We start from the raw sequence: 16,714 nt of genomic DNA, 5'->3' as shown, positions 1-16,714 counted from the left end.
TTATCGTGGCAACTACAAATGATCTAAAAAATGGCATGACACTTGATATCGATGGTCAGCTATGGACTGTGGTTGAATTTCAGCACGTTAAGCCTGGCAAAGGCCCAGCATTCGTTCGCACAAAGCTTAAGCAAGTAATGACAGGCAAAGTTGTGGATAAGACATTTAACGCAGGTGTCAAGATTGAGATTGCGATCCTCGAGAAGCGTGAGATGAACTTCCTATACAAGGAAGGTGATGATTTCGTATTTATGGATAACGTAAATTTTGATCAGATGACTATCTCGGCAGCTACCGTTGGTGAGGCTTCGAATTACATGCTAGAAAACACCGAAGCGATAGTGGCGATTCACGAAGGAAACCCGCTCTACCTGGAATTGGCCGCATCCGTCCCACTTAAAATTACTTACACTGAACCAGGACTCCAGGGCGATCGCTCTTCCGGTGGAACAAAGCCAGCAACAGTTGAGACTGGAATCCAGATTCAGGTTCCATTGTTTATTAAGCAGGATGAGATTGTTCTTGTTGACACACGCGATGGTTCTTATCTGGGTCGCGCCAACTAGTGTCGGCTCGCAGTAAAGCTCGTAAACAGACGTTAGATCTGCTTTACGAGTCAGATATCCGTGGTTCATCGGCAGCTGATTTATTGGTTCTTCGCGATGTTCCAGATGAGGGGCCAGATGCAAGGCCGATAAGAGATTTCACAAAAGCGCTCATTGGCGGCATTACCGAAAACCGACGAAAGATCGATGAACTGATTGCAACCTATGCCCAAGGCTGGGATATGGATCGTCTTCCAGCTGTCGATCGCAATATTCTTCGTCTTGCTATCTACGAGATTATCTGGTCAGATGATGTGGAAGATGCGGTCGCTATCGATGAAGCACTAAATCTGGCCAGGGATCTTTCTACCGATGAATCAGCGGGATATATTCATGGTGTTTTGGGAAGAATTTCCACAATCAAAGCGAGCATCGCCCGTTAATTAGCGAATTCTCAGTAGGAGCGTTTCCCGCTCAAGCCATTTCGTCACATCGTCTTCGCTCTCGTCGAAGAGTATGGCCAGCGTTGCAATATCAGTTATGCGCAAGGAAATAACTTCACCATTCCAATCTTGTCTCGTACGCACTATTTTCTGCAGCAGCCTAGAGAGATTGGTGTATTTCGCCATCTCGTTTCGCCCTTCTTGTTGTACTCGGTGATTGATAAGGCGTAAATCGAGAATGATTTTCGACCCGTAACTTCGCTCTCTATTTTCAGAGTTGCCGAATATCTCCGAAATCGGCACCTGGTAGAGCGCGGCTATCTGCAGTGCGCGCTTGACACTCAAAGAGCGTGCTCCTCGTTCGTATGAACCTAGAACAACAGCCTTGATTCGCCCCTGACTAAGGGCTTCCACATCGGAAAGGGAGAGTGACTTGGAGTGTCTGATTGCGCGAAGGGTGGAGTTAATCTCGTTCACTGTGGGTTGTTGATACATCCAGCGAGGGTATGGGTTGGGCGGACACGGCAGCGCCGGCTATCCACAGAGCTCTGCTGGTGCTGGTATCATTGCGCCGCATCCTTTAACGACCCGTCCTGCGAGGCGGGGAAGGAGATTTAGATGAGTGTTGCCCTGCCTGCGCCAGATATAACGCGCGCTATTACCCGCATTGCCCATGAAATTCTCGAACGAAATTTAGGTTCTGAGACAGTAACTCTCTTAGGAATTCCAACTCGCGGCGCCCACTTGGCACTTCGGATCGCTGCCGCGATTGAATCAATCGCAGGAGCCCCGGTTGAGTGCGGAACTCTTGATATCACCATGCATCGCGATGACCTGCGACTGCGTGCTCCGCGAGCTCTGGCTCCCACGCGGATTCCACCATCGGGGATTGAAAACCGAAACGTAGTTCTTATTGATGATGTTCTCTTCTCAGGACGTACTATCCGCGCCGCCCTAGATGCCCTGGGCGAAGTAGGGCGACCAAAGACGGTGCAACTTGCGGTCTTAGTTGATCGGGGCCACCGTCAACTGCCAATAAAGGCCGATTATGTGGGAAAGAATCTACCGACATCACCGCAACAGATAATTAAAGTGCATCTGGTTGAAACTGATGGCGCAGATGAAGTACTACTGGAAGAGGTGGCCGGATGATGCGCCACTTACTATCAATTAACGATCTGACAAAAACCGATGCCCTCTCAATCTTAAATACAGCCGAGACCCTGGCTCGAGCATCTGATGGTCCGATGAAGAAGTTGCCGACCTTGCGCGGGAGAACGATTGTCAATCTCTTCGCTGAGGATTCCACCAGAACTCGCATCTCCTTTGAAGCAGCGGCAAAACGATTATCGGCAGACGTCATCAACTTCTCTGCCAAGGGTTCGAGTTTGAGTAAAGGGGAGTCCTTGAAAGATACCGCTCAAACTTTGCAAGCGATGGGAGCGGATGCGGTCATTATCAGACACAACGCCTCCGGTGCTGCCCACACTTTAGCCAAGGGTGAGTGGATGTCTGGTTCTGTGATTAACGCCGGAGATGGAACACACGAGCACCCAAGTCAGGCGCTGCTGGATGCCTTTACTATTCGTAAACATTGCGCACGGGGAAATGAGGATTTAACTGGACTTCGGATCGCAATCGTGGGGGATATCTTGCACTCACGTGTTGCTCGTTCCAATGTCGTGCTGCTTACGATGTTGGGAGCGAAAGTAGTTCTAGTGGCGCCCCCAACGCTGCTTCCTATTGGCGTTTCGTCGTGGCCGGCAGAAGTTTCTTACGACTTTGACTCTGTCATCGGTGAGGTTGATGCGGTAATCATGCTACGCATCCAGATCGAGCGAATGACGGAGATGTATCTGCCCAACGCACGTGAGTACTCGCGCTTCTTCGGACTTGATAAAGATCGACTCTCGAAGATGAAAACAAACGCTATCGTCATGCATCCAGGTCCAATGAATCGCGGCGTGGAGATTTCAGCTGAGAGCGCCGATAGCGCCCGATCAGTGATTGTGGAGCAGGTTAAAAATGGTGTCAGTGTCAGAATGGCAATCTTGTACTTGTTACTTGCTGGAACTCAAGAATTGGAGATCTGACTATGAGCCAGAAACTATTCATTAAAGGTGGAACCCTCGCTAACGGAACTAAGGCTGATATCAGCATCGCAGATGGCGTTATTGCCTCAATAGCCACTTTGCCGAGCACGCCAGATGGCGCACAAGTAATCGATGCTAAAGATTGCATCATTCTTCCCGGTTTGGTTGATTTACACACTCACCTACGTGAACCTGGTAAAGAGAGTGCGGAAACAGTTCTCTCTGGCTCGGCCGCTGCTGCTAAAGGGGGTTATGTTGCGGTAAGTGCGATGGCCAACACAACACCGGTTGCAGATAACGCTAGCGTTGTTGAACATGTCTTTCGCTTAGGACAAAAAGCGGGACTAGTTGATGTGTTTCCGGTTGGCGCTGTGACGCAAGGTCTCGCTGGTGAAAATCTGGCAGATATTGGTGCGATGGCTAACTCAGAGGCGCGAGTTCGAGTCTTTAGTGATGATGGGAACTGCGTCTCAGATGCACTTGTGATGCGACATGCACTTGAATATGTCAAAGGCTTTGACGGTGTCATCGCCCAGCATGCGCAAGAACCGCGTTTGACCCAAGGCGCGCAGATGAATGAAGGAATAGTTTCATCGCAACTTGGCTTAAAAGGTTGGCCAGCTATTGCAGAAGAAGCGATTATTGCGCGCGACATTCTGTTGGCTGATTTCCTGCAGGCACGCTTACATATCTGCCACGTAACAACGGCAGGGGGAGTTGAGATAATTCGTTGGGCGAAAGCGCGCGGTATAGCAGTGACTGCGGAAGTGACTCCTCATCACCTACTACTCACCGATGAGTTAGCTAGAAGTTATGACGCGGTATATAAAGTGAACCCACCGCTAAGAACTGAGAAAGACGTGATGGCACTGCGTGAGGGATTGGCGCAAGGCATCATCGATATTGTGGCAACCGATCATGCACCGCACGCGACCGAGAGCAAGGAATGCGAGTGGCAGGAAGCAGCATTTGGAATGCTCGGTCTTGAGACCGCTCTCCCGATAGTCAATCAGACAATGGTGCAGACGGGTCTGATGAGTTGGGAACAGGTTGCTGCGCGCATGAGTTCTGCCCCGGCCCAGATTGGTCGCTATGAAAATCATGGTCAGGAGATTGCCGTTGGAGCTAGGGCACACATCACTGTGATTAATCCGACGGCAACTCACCGGGTGGATCGAGATCTGGTTTTATCGAGAAGTCGCAATACTCCCTTCCATGGCTTAGAGCTGCCGGGCGTAATCATGGCTACAGTCTTTGGTGGAAAATTGACATACGAAGGGGATAAATAGTGTCGCAAGCATTCTTCGTTCTCGATGATGGCCGAATCTTTCAGGGTCAGTCGTGGGCTGCCACCGGTCAGACATTTGGAGAGGCAGTTTTTCAAACCGGTATGACTGGCTATCAAGAAACCTTGACAGATCCGTCGTATCACAAGCAGGTTGTCGTGATGACAACGCCTCATATTGGTAATACTGGTGTGAATACCTTTGATAACGAGTCAAGCAAATACTGGGTGGCAGGTTTTGTTGTTCGAAATCCATCTACTGTTACCAGTAATTGGCGCAGTGAGAAAGATCTTGAATCTGAATTGATCAGCCAAGGAATTGTGGGCATTCAAGGGGTGGATACGCGCGCAATCACTCGTCACCTACGTGATCGAGGAGCAATGAAGGTCGGCATATTCTCTGGTCTTGACCTCACTCGAGAAGAGATGGTTGTGGAAGTTCGCAAACAAGCCGATATGGCTGGTTCCTTTCTGTGCGCCGATGTCTCAACGCCAAAGACCTACGTTGTCCCAGCGCAGGGTGGGAAGAAGTTCACCGTTGCTGCAATTGATCTGGGGATAAAGGGGGCAACGCCACGAGCTATGGCGCAGCGTGGAATTGACGTACATGTCATGCCTTATAACGTCACCCTCGATGACATCTTGGCCATCAATCCTGACGGAGTATTTCTCTCCAACGGTCCTGGGGATCCAGCGACAATGACGCAAACTATTGAGTTGGTACGAAGTCTTCTGCTTGAGGAGATTCCTATCTTCGGAATTTGTTTCGGACACCAAATTCTTGGCCGCGCGCTCGGCTTTGAAACCTACAAATTACAGTTCGGCCATCGAGGAATTAACCAGCCTGTACTTGATAAGCGAAGCGGTAAGGTTGAAATCACAGCACACAACCATGGCTTTGCACTAAAAGCTCCTACTGATTCAGGTTTCTCCACTGTATACGGCCTCGGTCAAGTGACCCACATCTGTTTGAACGACGGTGTAGTGGAAGGTATCGAACTGCTTGATCGTGGAGCCTTTAGCGTTCAGTACCATCCGGAAGCAGCGGCAGGACCACACGATGCGGCTTACCTCTTTGATCAGTTTGTAGACATGATGGTTAAATATCCAAGATTGGCGGCTTCCAAGTAATGGCACGCGATGAGTCAATCAAAAGTGTTTTAGTAATTGGTTCCGGCCCGATTGTTATCGGTCAGGCATGTGAATTTGATTATTCCGGAACGCAAGCTTGCCGAGTCCTGCGGGCTGAGGGTATTCGAGTCATCTTAGTGAACTCGAATCCCGCAACAATTATGACGGACCCTGAATTTGCGGATGCAACTTATATAGAGCCCATTACGCCGGAGTTTATTGAGCGGATCATTGCAAAAGAGCGACCAGATGCTGTCCTTGCGACCCTTGGAGGACAGACTGCGCTCAATGCAGCAATTGGATTATTCCAGGCAGGAACACTTGCTAAATACAATGTCAAACTCATAGGTGCAGATGTCGCGGCGATTGAACGAGGTGAGAACCGCGAAATCTTTAGAACTATTGTTGAAAAGATTGGTGGCGAGTCAGCCAAGTCAATTATCTGTCACACCATTGAAGATGTCATGGGCGCCGTGGCCGTACTAAATTACCCAGTAGTGATTCGACCATCTTTTACTATGGGTGGGCTAGGTTCAGGAATCGCCTTTGATGAGACAACACTTCGACAGATTGCAGGGGCTGGATTAAGACATAGCCCAACGTCAGAGGTTCTGATTGAAGAGTCGATTATTGGTTGGAAAGAGTATGAATTAGAGGTTATGCGCGATAGAGCAGATAACGTGGTAATTGTCTGCAGCATTGAAAATATTGACCCAATGGGTGTTCATACGGGTGACTCTATTACCGTGGCACCAGCGCTTACTTTGACTGATGTTGAATTCCAAAAACTTCGCAATCTCTCAATCGATATTATTCGTGAGGTCGGTGTTGACACTGGCGGTTGTAATATCCAATTTGCGGTAAATCCTGATACCGGTCGCATCATTGTGATTGAGATGAATCCACGCGTGTCACGCTCTAGCGCCCTGGCCTCCAAAGCAACTGGTTTCCCGATTGCAAAGATTGCAACAAAACTAGCTATTGGCTACACCCTGGATGAGATAAAGAATGACATCACACAGGTCACTCCAGCTTCCTTTGAACCAACCCTGGATTACATTGTTGTGAAAGCTCCTAGATTTGCTTTTGAAAAGTTCCAAGATGCGGATCCTCGTTTGACCACGACGATGAAGAGCGTGGGAGAAGCAATGGCCATTGGACGTTCTTTCCCAGAAGCGTTGATGAAAGCGCTTCGCTCATTAGAGCGTAAAGAGGCGACCTTCACATTCCCAAAGAGCTTCCCGGACTCCCAAAAAGGTTCACTTCTTGAATCTATGAAGATTCCCACCGAGTATCGAATTCAACAGGTTCAGCTCGCCATGTGGTGCGGGGCATCAATCGAAGAGATTTACGCATCGACCAAGATTGATCGTTGGTTCTTGCGCCAGATTGAATTGATTAATCAAGAAGCTCTCCGAATTGCCGAGCCAGGCGGATTAACTGCTGATTCCATGCGTTGTGCAAAGTCAATGGGGTTTTCAGACCTTCAGATAGCTCGCTTGCGGGGAGTGTCGGAGGAAGATATTCGCAAGGCCCGTCATCATGAAAATATTCGCCCTGTATATAAGACGGTAGACACATGCGCAGCAGAGTTTGAAGCGTTCACTCCATATCATTATTCAAGTTACGAAGAAGAGACTGAGGTGCGCCCGCGCACAAGGCCGGCTGTGATTATTTTAGGCAGCGGACCGAACCGAATCGGTCAAGGCATTGAATTTGATTACTCGTGCGTCCATGCCTCGTTCACTTTGAGGGAAGCCGATTTTGAAACGATTATGATCAACTGTAATCCGGAGACTGTTTCTACCGACTACGACACCAGTGATCGTCTTTATTTTGAACCATTGACCTTAGAAGATGTACTTGAAGTTGTGCATGCGGAGTCTCTTGCCGGTCCCGTGTTGGGAGTCATCACCCAGTTAGGCGGACAAACCCCGCTTGGACTTGCAGCAGGTTTGAAAGCAGCCGGAGTTACGATTCTCGGAACTAGTCCGGAAGCAATTAATTTGGCGGAAGAACGTGGTGCATTTGGCCAAGTCTTGGCAGATCAGGGACTTACTGCGCCAGAGTTTGGAATGGCAGCAACACAATTAGAAGCACTCTCGATTGCCCAACGTATTGGTTACCCAGTTCTCGTTCGCCCGAGCTTTGTTCTTGGCGGACGAGGTATGGAGATTGTCTATGATGATGAGTCTCTTTCATCCTTTATCGCCCGGGCTACCGATATCACTCCGGATCATCCGGTTCTCGTTGATAGATTCTTGGATTCTGCCATCGAATTAGATGTTGATGCACTCTACGATGGTCAGGAACTCTTCTTGGGTGGAATCATGGAACACATCGAAGAGGCCGGAATTCACTCAGGAGATAGCGCGTGTGTTCTTCCGGCGATGACTATCAGTGAAGATCAGCGCAAAGCTATTCGGGAGGCGACTCTTAAGATTGCCCAGGGTGTTGGCGTTCGAGGGTTAATTAATATTCAATTCGCTATGGCCGAAAAGGTTTTATATGTTCTTGAGGCGAATCCACGCGCTTCACGCACGGTTCCTTTTGTGAGCAAAGCAACGGGTGTGCCGCTAGCAAAGGCTGCAGCGCGGATTTCACTTGGATCAACAATCGCGCAATTGCGTCTTGAATCCATGTTGCCAGCCGAGGGTGATGCGATCGCAAAGGGCATTAGCGTGAAAGAAGCGGTCTTGCCGTGGAATCGATTTAGACGAGTCGATGGACGAGGAGTGGACGCAGTTCTTGGACCAGAGATGCGCTCTACTGGTGAAGTGATGGGTATTGCAGATAACTTTGGTGAAGCCTATGCAAAGTCGCAGATAAGTTCATTTGGTCCACTTCCTAAATCTGGAACTGTCTTCATCTCATTGGCCGATAAGGATAAGAATTCGGGAATCGAACCAGCACGTAAACTCTCCGGACTAGGCTTTAAATTGCTGGCAACAGATGGAACTGCGAAGTTATTGGAACAATCAGGAGTGAGTGTGGTGCGTGTGCGCAAGAACTCTGAGGGAACTGGACCGATGGGTGAGAAGACAATCGTTGAGATGCTCAACGCTGGTGATATCGATTTGGTAATCAATACTCCAGTGGGCCGAGGAACGCGTGCAGATGGATGGGCCATTAGAACCGCATCAGTGCAACGATCGATTCCCATTATCACCACAACAGCTGGCTTTAGCGCCGCAGTAGAAGGCATCAAAGCGATTCAAGCTGGGGCTATGCCGGTGAAGCCTATTCAAGAGTGGCTGGGCAAGTAGTGAACACGATCAATAAGAGCGCGGTTCAACAAATTGCGACTATTCACTCCAATAAACGAGTCGGTGCCTATCACCAGATTCTGATCAACGTGGGAGAGATGGTTAAGAGTTGTCGCCCGGGAAACTTCGTTGCTATCAGCGTTGGTGGCGATAGCTCACGCATGATTTTGCGTCGTGCTTTTGCAATCTCTCGAGTATCCGATAGCAGTCAGTACGGCGGAACGATGGAACTGATCGTTGCCCCTCATGGCTCAGGCTCAAAGTGGTTATGTGTGCAACCTGAGGGTTCAGAGCTCGACATCGTTGCCCCGCTGGGAACATCATTTGGAATACCAACAGAGCCAATCAATGCGCTACTTGTTGGTGGTGGCTATGGTTCGGCGCCGCTATTTGGACTCGCAGATGTTCTGAAGAACCGCGGATGCAAGGTTGATATGTTGCTAGGTGCCAGTATCGGTACCAAGATTTATGCACCTATGGAGGGTAAGCGTTCTGTTAATTCGCTCAAGATTTACACCGAAGATGGTTCAATGGGAGAGAAAGGGCGAGTGACAGAATCACTCCTGGAGATCATCTCCAATCGAAGTATTGATGTGATTTATTCATGTGGTCCGATGGGAATGCTTCGAGCAATAACTGAATTGGTTGCAAATACTGAAGTGATTCATCAATGTGCAGTTGAGGAATCGATGGCGTGTGGTATTGGAATTTGCATGACCTGTGTCCTACCGGTTCGAAATGAAGACGGTTCAACTTCGATGCTGCGCTCTTGTATTGATGGTCCGGTAATGGATGGCTCTCACGTTCAATGGGATCTTGTAGGCCGTATTCCGGAGGCGCACCAATGACCCTTCCGGTAGATATGTCCACAACGCTGGCGAATGCTTGGTTTCCCACCCCAATTTTTACCGCAAGTGGTTGTGCCAGCAGTGGCAAGGAGTTATCACAGTTCTTTGCACTTAAAGATGTGGGAGCAATCGTTACTAAATCAGTGATGACAAAGCCGCGTCATGGTCGCCCGACTCCTCGTATGGCTGAAACACCATCGGGAATGCTTAACTCCATCGGGCTCCAAGGTCCAGGCATAGATGCCTTCCTTGCAAATGATCTTCCGTGGTTGCTTGAACAAAAAGCGCGAGTGGTAGTTTCGATTGCAGGGGAAACGATCGAAGAGTATTCAACACTAGCTCGTAAAATTAGATCGGCCTCTGGGATCAGTGCTTTAGAAGTGAACATTTCCTGTCCAAACGTGGAAAACCGAGGTTTGGTCTTTGCCTGCGATCCCGATGCTTCCAGGCGCGTGATTGATGGAGTGCGAAAGACTATTGGTGGGGAACTTCCCATCATTGCAAAGCTATCGCCTGATGTAACTAATCTGCCAGAGATTGCCAAAGGTGTAGTTGATGCTGGCGCTGATGCACTGGCGCTGATAAACACCGTTCTTGGCATGGTGATAAATCTGGAGACGATGAAACCGCATTTAGGTGGCAAAACTGGCGGATTATCTGGACCTGCGATTAAGCCGATTGCAGTACGAGCGATCTATCAGGTACATGCTGCGCTCCCTCACGTTCCAATATTAGGAATGGGTGGTGTTTCCTCCGGTCGCGATGCACTCGAACTTATTCTGGCCGGAGCATCAGCGATTTCGGTAGGAACTGCCAGTTTCGGTAACCCGACTGCGCTAATAACTATTCAGAACGAGCTGCGCGAACTGTTGGCAGCACGAGGTTTTGCTACCATGCAACAAGCCGTTGGATATGCACATAGAGACGAGACGCAATGAAAGCGCCGATAGTTCTTGCGGTTGATACGCAGGATTTAGATACAGCGCAACGTTGGATAGAGGCAACCCAGGATCATGTCAGTGTCTATAAGTTGGGTCTTGAATTCTTCCTCACCTTCGGCCATGAAGGAGTGAGGCGTATTAAAGGTGTGACCGATTCTGATATTTTCCTAGATTTGAAGCTGCATGACATTCCACACACAGTGGGAGCTGCTGCGACCGCGGTTCAATCATTGAAGCCAAGATTCCTCACCGTTCATGCATCTGGTGGACGCGCGGTGATTTCGGCGGCAGTACAAGCGCTTCCGACTACCGATGTCACGGCAGTGACGATTCTTACTTCGCTTTCGGAGGAGGATCTCTTTGAAATTGGGTTCGCAAATAACGCACTTGAGAGCGCGGTTGCACTTGCCAAGATGTCTACCGAAGCTGGTGCTCGCGCCATCGTCTGTTCACCGCTTGAGATTGCAGCAATCCGATCTGCCGTTGGAGATGAACCCCAGATCATCACACCTGGAGTTCGCCCCGAAGGTAGTTCTAGAGGTGATGATCAGAAGCGAACAATGACTCCTCGAGCAGCGATTGCTGCTGGCGCAAGCTACGTTGTTATCGGACGTCCAATCACACAGGCGTGGGCGCAAGGCGCGCAAGCTATGACTACCGCTGCGCGCACAATCGCTGAAGATATTCTGCAGTAAGTTTAAAACATGGGTACCCCGCCGCAACTGACTCCCGCCGAGCGTGCTAGCGCCCTGGCGAAAGCGAAGGCTTCTAGACAAGAGCGCTCTGAAGTGAAATCTCGAATCAAAAGTGGTGAATTGAGTATTTCTGAGGTTATCGCTTTAGCTCAGAGCAATGAAGTCATTGCCAAGATGCGAGTACTTGAGATGGTGGAATCAAAGAGTGGTGTGGGTAAAATTCGTGGTAAAGCGTTACTTGAAAAACTTGAGATCTCCAGCACGAGACGGATTCAAGGGCTAGGACGCTACCAACGAGCAGCGCTACTAAAGGAATTTGAATTGCCGACATCACTGCGCAGAGGAAAGCTGATTGTTCTCTCTGGTCCTGGGGGAGTAGGCAAGAGCACAGTCGCCAAGAAGTTACGGGAAGCCTCTGATTTCGTAGTAATTGTTTCTGCGACAACTCGTCCGGCAAGATTTAATGAAGTTGCGGGTGTTGACTACCACTACTTAACTGCAACGCAATTTGATGCAGCAGTTAAGAACAATGAGTTTCTAGAATGGGCCGAATTTGCTGGAGCTCGTTATGGAACACCACGATTACCAGTGGAAGCCGCACTGAGTGCTGGACAAAGTGTTCTTCTGGAGATCGAGATCGAGGGAGCCAAACAGGTAAAGGAAAAGATTCCGGAGTCAGTACTCGTCTTTCTGGAACCACCTAGTTGGGAGGAGTTGGTCTCGCGCTTAGAAGGCCGCGGCACAGATAGCGCAGAACGCAGGGCCTCACGTCTAGCCTTGGCGCAGGAAGAGCTCGCTGCAGCCTCTTTCTTCGATAAAGTCCTGGTAAATGACGAGGTCGAGAAGGTGGTTGCCAGCCTGATAGAATTGGCATCTGCCTAGTTCGGCGAATACTACTTTTTAGGAGTACATGCATGAGTGCACACATGGACGGAATCACTAACCCACCTATCGATGAGCTTCTCGATAAGGCTGGATCAAAGTATTCACTGGTTCTCTATGCTGCAAAACGTGCACGTCAGATTAATGCTTACTATTCACAATTAGGTGAAGGCCTTCTTGAGTACGTGGGACCACTTGTGGACACACACGTTCACGAGAAGCCACTATCGATTGCACTTCGTGAGATTAACGAAGGTTTGCTGACAATCGAAAATCTTGAGCCAACTGCTTAATTAGCTCCACAATAGTTATGCAAGGACATGGCCGCGAAGTAATTCTCGGTGTTGGCGGCGGTATAGCCGCCTATAAATCTTGCGATTTACTGCGTCGCCTGCAAGATATTGGTTTCCTCGTAACAGTCGTTCCCACTCCTTCGAGTTTGAATTTCGTGGGCGCGGCAACATGGGAAGCTCTTTCTGGGCGTGCAGTCACTACCGAAGTTTTTGAGAGTGTAGAAGAAGTTCGCCATGTCTCGTTAGCAAAAAAGGCTGATTTCATCATCATCGCCCCGGCGACTGCCGACTTGATAGCAAGAATTGCGGCAGGTCGAGCCGATGATCTTCTGACTAATGTCATCCTGGCAGCTAACGTTCCAGTTTTGATAGTTCCCGCAATGCATCCAAATATGTGGAGTGATCAAGCGACGACTGCAAATGTGCGAGTATTACGAGAGCGTGGGTATCACGTCCTAGATCCCGACGTCGGAGCACTCACTAGCGGAGATGTGGGCCAAGGAAGATTTCCAGAGACAGCCAAAATGTTGCAAGCTTTCTCGGATTTAGCTCAAGTGAAATCTGATTACTTAGGCAGGAGAGTCCTGGTGAGCGCAGGCGGTACTCGGGAACCAATAGATCCCGTCCGTTTTATCGGAAACCAATCTTCTGGGAAACAAGGTTACGCCGTTGCCTTGCAGGCACTTCGACGAGGGGCAGATGTTGTACTCGTATCGGCAAATGCGTCACTGCCAGATATTGAAGGTGTTCAAACTATTCATGTGAAAACGGCATCTGAGATGCACGAGGTTTTGCATCGAGAATTTTCGCAGTGTGATGTTCTGGTGATGGCGGCAGCAGTTGCGGATGCGCGTCCTGAACAGATGCAGGATTCGAAAATTAAGAAGGCTTCACTCGCTACGATCAATCTCACGGAAAATGTGGATATTCTCAAGAGTCTTCATGACGTTAAGGTCAAGCAAGTCGTCGTGGCTTTTGCGGCAGAGACTTCCCATGACGCAAATGCAGCCCAAAGCAAGATGTTGGCTAAGGGTGCGGATATCCTCTATCTCAATGATGTTTCTGGGGGAGATATCTTCAATAGCGAGACAACTTTTGGAGAGATTTTCACCAGCACTGGTGCCAGTTATAAAGTGGCCAAGACCACCAAAGACACGCTTGCCCAGGAACTACTCGACCATGCCCTCCATCAGTTAGGTTAATCCAATGTCTAAACGCCTATTTACCTCAGAATCAGTAACCGAAGGCCATCCAGATAAGATTGCAGATCAGATCTCTGATGCCATTCTTGATTCACTCATAGCGCAAGATCCATCAAGCCGAGTAGCTGTTGAAACGTTAATCACAACTGGCCAAGTTCATGTTGCTGGTGAAGTAACAACTAATGGCTATGCCGATGTCATGGGAATTGTTCGCGATACTGTGATCGGTATTGGTTATGACTCTTCCGTGAAAGGTTTTGACGGAAATAGTTGTGGTGTTTCGATCTCCATTGGTCAGCAATCACCAGATATTGCACAAGGTGTGGACGACGCATTTGAACATCGCGTTGCATCTGCGGTCGACCCACTTGACCTTCAAGGTGCCGGTGATCAGGGCCTGATGTTTGGTTATGCCTGCGATGACACCAAAGAACTCATGCCGCTGCCAATCTGGCTAGCTCATGAATTAGCACAGCAGCTTTCAAAGGTGAGAAAATCCGGAGCGCTTCCATACTTGCGCCCTGACGGAAAAACACAGGTCACCATTGAATATGATGGAGATAAGGCTCTGGCACTCGATACCGTTGTTATCTCAAGCCAGCACGCAGAAGAAGTTGATGTTGCCGGCCAACTCACATCCGAGGTAATAGCCCAAGTAATTGATCCAGTTTTAGCAAAGATTGATCTTCCTCGTAAAGATATGAGAATTCTGATCAACCCAACGGGTCGCTTCGTTATTGGTGGACCGATGGGCGATGCTGGTCTTACAGGTCGCAAAATCATTGTCGATACTTATGGCGGAATGGCTCGCCATGGTGGTGGCGCTTTCTCAGGAAAAGATCCGTCAAAGGTGGATCGGTCCGCCGCCTATGCGATGCGCTGGGTTGCTAAGAACGTCGTTGCAGCAGGTTTAGCTCGCCGTTGTGAAGTTCAGGTTGCTTATGCAATCGGAAAAGCTCAGCCGGTTGGAGTTTTTGTAGAGACCTTTGGAACTGAAACGGTTCCGGTTCAGAAGATTCAAGCTGCTGTGACAACTGTTTTTGATTTGCGTCCCGCTGCAATCATTCGCGATTTAAATCTCAAGCGTCCAATCTATTCTCAGACTGCTGCATACGGTCACTTCGGTCGCGAGCTTCCTAATTTCACATGGGAAGTAACTAATCGTGTATCCGAACTGCAGGCAGCTGTTAAATAGGTTACCTGCACACCGTGGCACTTACGAGGCCACTACGTCTTAAGCGCGAAGTAATTCGCCTTGCGCCAGAGATCAGTACAACTGGTAATCCTGTGGCGCGTTTATGGGTAGACAGCGGAGTTTTTCATCTAGATCAAAGCTATGACTATCTAGTTCCCGATAATCTTTCCGAGCAGGTTGCTGTGGGTGTTCGGGTTCAGGTTCCATTCAATGGCAGAGAGTGTGAAGCACTTGTTCTAGAACGCATAGCCATATCTTCGGGTCGAAGGCTTAAGAGCATTACTAAGGTGGTTTCCCGCGTTCCGGTTGCTTCAAAACGCTCCTTAGATTTGATTGCACTCGTCTCGCACAGATGGGCATGTCACCCTTATGACGTAATTCGTTCTGCAATCCCTCCTCGTGTCGCAAGTGTCGAGAAGATGCACTGGATTGATAAGAATACTGATAGACCGGGTCAATCATCGGTACGTCAGTACCTTCAACTACCCGCATACCAGGATCCTTTTCAGACCCTAGCCAGGCACGTCAAAAGCGTCCGGAGCAGAGGTTCAATCCTGGTAATAGTTCCAGATAATAGATCAGTGCTTCGTTTAAGCAAGCATTTTCCAGAGGCGCTGATTCTGGATTCAGATCTACCGCGAAGTGAGAGATATGAGAATTTTCTTCGTGCCAGAACAACATCGGCTCAGATCATTATCGGAACCAGAAGCGCCATTTTTGCCGATAGTCCAGATTTAGCGTCAATCGTCATCTTTAATGAATCATCGGAGCAATTCTTCGAAGTTCGATCTCCGGGGTGGAACGCACGTGACATCGCAATTCTTCGCGCACGAAATGAGAATGTTGCCATCTACTGTGTGGGTTATAGCCCCAGTGCCGAAGTCGCTCGACTTATCGATATCGGCTGGTTTGAATTCAAAGGCGCTAAACAAAAGATTCGAGCTGATACTTTTCAACAGGAATTTTCTGAGTTGCTCCCGGGCAAAATCATTGGCGAGCTCCGCCGCTTGGTCAAACAGGGACCGATTCTCTTTATCGCACCCAGAAAGGGATATTCGCAATCAATTAGTTGTAGTAGTTGTCGAAATATCTCTACGTGTTCATGTGGTGGTCGGCTAGAGAAGAAGAGTGCCACGACGGCTATCTCTTGTTCCTTGTGTGCAAATGTCTATTCCGAGTGGGTCTGTCAGTATTGTGCCGGGCTTAAGCCGTTTCTTCTCAATCGTGGGAGTGAGCGATTTGCACAAGAAATCGGAGTAGCCCTACCAGGTATTCCAATCACACTGTGTGAGGCCGAGAAGATGGTCGATGATTTTCAACTGAATTTTGGAATTGTCATTGCCACTCCGGGATCAGCTCCCATGTCGGCCGATGGGTATGCCGCTGTTGTAATTCTCGACGGTGAAAAATTGCTTAATCAATCAGATCTCAGAGCGCAGGAGCGAGCTCGAGAAATATTCTTTACCCACGCTGCGCTATTGAACTCTTCGGGATCTGCATTGCTAGTTATCAATCACTCAAATCCCATAGTGGGCGCCCTTGCTTCCTGGAAACCATCTCTAATTTCCCGGCGAGAGTTGCAAGAGCGCATCGAAGCCTCATTGCCTCCGTTCGTCAGGTCTATCTCACTTGATATTGATAGTACTGAGTCGGCAACCTTGGTCAGAGCCTTAAATAAGTCGCGCGATGAAGGTCGCCTTCCAGCGTCGACGAGAATTCTTGGACCATCAACTCTGAACACCTCTACACATCGGATTCTCTTACTTGCTCCACTTGAGGACGGTGAGGCGCTAGTTCTACTGATGCATGAGTTCCAACGAAGACGAAGTGCAACAAGGAAGAAGTTGGCAACGCTGCGGATTGATCCATATTCGCTCTCGCGATAGGTAAGATTG

General features: G+C 49.1%; 16 protein-coding genes. 15 read left to right on the top strand and 1 reads right to left on the bottom strand.

Annotated features, from left to right (window positions below; translation table 11 throughout):
- Nucleotides 1-5 precede the first annotated feature (5 nt).
- The gene (gene efp, locus A1sIIB76_RS03430) at nucleotides 6-566 is read left to right on the top strand and encodes an elongation factor P (RefSeq protein WP_095674833.1); all 561 of its coding nucleotides are present in this window, start codon (nucleotides 6-8) and stop codon (nucleotides 564-566) included.
- Nucleotides 566-988, top strand: a complete 423-nt coding sequence (gene nusB / locus A1sIIB76_RS03425) for a transcription antitermination factor NusB (protein ID WP_095684726.1) — start codon at nucleotides 566-568, stop codon at nucleotides 986-988. Before efp ends, nusB begins: the two co-directional genes overlap by 1 nt.
- Here nusB and A1sIIB76_RS03420 read toward each other — a convergent pair whose 3' ends face one another.
- The gene (locus tag A1sIIB76_RS03420) at nucleotides 989-1,483 is read right to left on the bottom strand and encodes a helix-turn-helix domain-containing protein (protein WP_095697043.1); all 495 of its coding nucleotides are present in this window, start codon (nucleotides 1,481-1,483) and stop codon (nucleotides 989-991) included.
- Between the two features lie 123 nt (nucleotides 1,484-1,606).
- Here A1sIIB76_RS03420 and pyrR point away from each other — a divergent pair, with 123 nt between their 5' ends.
- Genes pyrR through A1sIIB76_RS03355 form a run of 13 tightly spaced genes read left to right on the top strand, consistent with a single transcriptional unit; the run spans nucleotide 1,607 to nucleotide 16,705 of the window.
- On the top strand, nucleotides 1,607-2,140 hold the full coding sequence (pyrR, locus tag A1sIIB76_RS03415; protein WP_095697042.1) for a bifunctional pyr operon transcriptional regulator/uracil phosphoribosyltransferase PyrR: 534 nt from the start codon (nucleotides 1,607-1,609) through the stop codon (nucleotides 2,138-2,140).
- Nucleotides 2,140-3,081, top strand: a complete 942-nt coding sequence (locus tag A1sIIB76_RS03410) for an aspartate carbamoyltransferase catalytic subunit (RefSeq protein ID WP_095697363.1) — start codon at nucleotides 2,140-2,142, stop codon at nucleotides 3,079-3,081. Before pyrR ends, A1sIIB76_RS03410 begins: the two co-directional genes overlap by 1 nt.
- Nucleotides 3,082-3,083: 2 nt before the next feature.
- Nucleotides 3,084-4,370: a dihydroorotase gene (locus A1sIIB76_RS03405; RefSeq protein ID WP_095697041.1), complete on the top strand. Its 1,287-nt coding sequence runs from the start codon at nucleotides 3,084-3,086 to the stop codon at nucleotides 4,368-4,370.
- Complete coding sequence (gene carA, locus A1sIIB76_RS03400; RefSeq protein WP_095697040.1) at nucleotides 4,370-5,497, top strand: glutamine-hydrolyzing carbamoyl-phosphate synthase small subunit; 1,128 nt, start codon at nucleotides 4,370-4,372, stop codon at nucleotides 5,495-5,497. The genes A1sIIB76_RS03405 and carA overlap by 1 nt, the downstream gene beginning before the upstream one ends.
- A complete protein-coding gene (gene carB, locus A1sIIB76_RS03395; RefSeq protein WP_095697039.1) occupies nucleotides 5,497-8,763 on the top strand; it encodes a carbamoyl-phosphate synthase large subunit in 3,267 nt (1,088 codons plus the stop codon). The genes carA and carB overlap by 1 nt, the downstream gene beginning before the upstream one ends.
- A complete protein-coding gene (locus tag A1sIIB76_RS03390; RefSeq protein ID WP_095697038.1) occupies nucleotides 8,763-9,611 on the top strand; it encodes a dihydroorotate dehydrogenase electron transfer subunit in 849 nt (282 codons plus the stop codon). Before carB ends, A1sIIB76_RS03390 begins: the two co-directional genes overlap by 1 nt.
- Nucleotides 9,608-10,549 carry a dihydroorotate dehydrogenase gene (locus A1sIIB76_RS03385; protein ID WP_095697037.1) on the top strand — a complete coding sequence of 314 codons (942 nt, stop codon included), beginning with the start codon at nucleotides 9,608-9,610 and terminating at the stop codon, nucleotides 10,547-10,549. The genes A1sIIB76_RS03390 and A1sIIB76_RS03385 overlap by 4 nt, the downstream gene beginning before the upstream one ends.
- Entirely contained in the window at nucleotides 10,546-11,247 is a 702-nt protein-coding gene (gene pyrF, locus A1sIIB76_RS03380; RefSeq protein ID WP_095697036.1) for an orotidine-5'-phosphate decarboxylase, read from the top strand. The genes A1sIIB76_RS03385 and pyrF overlap by 4 nt, the downstream gene beginning before the upstream one ends.
- 9 nt (nucleotides 11,248-11,256) lie before the next feature.
- A complete protein-coding gene (gmk, locus tag A1sIIB76_RS03375) occupies nucleotides 11,257-12,129 on the top strand; it encodes a guanylate kinase (RefSeq protein WP_095697035.1) in 873 nt (290 codons plus the stop codon).
- A 32-nt stretch (nucleotides 12,130-12,161) separates the two neighbouring features.
- Nucleotides 12,162-12,422: a DNA-directed RNA polymerase subunit omega gene (gene rpoZ, locus A1sIIB76_RS03370; protein ID WP_017955438.1), complete on the top strand. Its 261-nt coding sequence runs from the start codon at nucleotides 12,162-12,164 to the stop codon at nucleotides 12,420-12,422.
- Between the two features lie 17 nt (nucleotides 12,423-12,439).
- On the top strand, nucleotides 12,440-13,624 hold the full coding sequence (gene coaBC, locus A1sIIB76_RS03365) for a bifunctional phosphopantothenoylcysteine decarboxylase/phosphopantothenate--cysteine ligase CoaBC (RefSeq protein ID WP_095697034.1): 1,185 nt from the start codon (nucleotides 12,440-12,442) through the stop codon (nucleotides 13,622-13,624).
- Between the two features lie 4 nt (nucleotides 13,625-13,628).
- The gene (gene metK, locus A1sIIB76_RS03360) at nucleotides 13,629-14,819 is read left to right on the top strand and encodes a methionine adenosyltransferase (RefSeq protein WP_095697033.1); all 1,191 of its coding nucleotides are present in this window, start codon (nucleotides 13,629-13,631) and stop codon (nucleotides 14,817-14,819) included.
- A gap of 14 nt (nucleotides 14,820-14,833) precedes the next feature.
- Nucleotides 14,834-16,705 (top strand): primosomal protein N' family DNA-binding protein, encoded by a 1,872-nt coding sequence (locus tag A1sIIB76_RS03355; RefSeq protein ID WP_095697032.1) that lies wholly within the window; start codon nucleotides 14,834-14,836, stop codon nucleotides 16,703-16,705.
- Nucleotides 16,706-16,714: the final 9 nt, after the last annotated feature.

Origin of the sequence: Candidatus Planktophila versatilis, assembly GCF_002288265.1 — a bacterium.
GTDB lineage: Bacteria > Actinomycetota > Actinomycetes > Nanopelagicales > Nanopelagicaceae > Planktophila > Planktophila versatilis.
The sequence above is the reverse complement of the archived record's forward strand: the minus strand, read 5'-3'. Positions and strand labels throughout refer to the sequence as shown.

Excerpts from the sequence above, each read along its gene's own strand:
- A1sIIB76_RS03420 (WP_095697043.1), bottom strand. The coding sequence starts at position 1,483 with ATGTATCAACAACCCACAGTGAACGAGATTAACTCCACCCTTCGCGCA.
- pyrR (WP_095697042.1), top strand. The coding sequence starts at position 1,607 with ATGAGTGTTGCCCTGCCTGCGCCAGATATAACGCGCGCTATTACCCGC.
- A1sIIB76_RS03410 (WP_095697363.1), top strand. The coding sequence starts at position 2,140 with ATGCGCCACTTACTATCAATTAACGATCTGACAAAAACCGATGCCCTC.
- A1sIIB76_RS03405 (WP_095697041.1), top strand. The coding sequence starts at position 3,084 with ATGAGCCAGAAACTATTCATTAAAGGTGGAACCCTCGCTAACGGAACT.
- carB (WP_095697039.1), top strand. The coding sequence starts at position 5,497 with ATGGCACGCGATGAGTCAATCAAAAGTGTTTTAGTAATTGGTTCCGGC.
- A1sIIB76_RS03385 (WP_095697037.1), top strand. The coding sequence starts at position 9,608 with ATGACCCTTCCGGTAGATATGTCCACAACGCTGGCGAATGCTTGGTTT.
- pyrF (WP_095697036.1), top strand. The coding sequence starts at position 10,546 with ATGAAAGCGCCGATAGTTCTTGCGGTTGATACGCAGGATTTAGATACA.
- gmk (WP_095697035.1), top strand. The coding sequence starts at position 11,257 with ATGGGTACCCCGCCGCAACTGACTCCCGCCGAGCGTGCTAGCGCCCTG.
- rpoZ (WP_017955438.1), top strand. The coding sequence starts at position 12,162 with ATGAGTGCACACATGGACGGAATCACTAACCCACCTATCGATGAGCTT.
- coaBC (WP_095697034.1), top strand. The coding sequence starts at position 12,440 with ATGCAAGGACATGGCCGCGAAGTAATTCTCGGTGTTGGCGGCGGTATA.
- metK (WP_095697033.1), top strand. The coding sequence starts at position 13,629 with ATGTCTAAACGCCTATTTACCTCAGAATCAGTAACCGAAGGCCATCCA.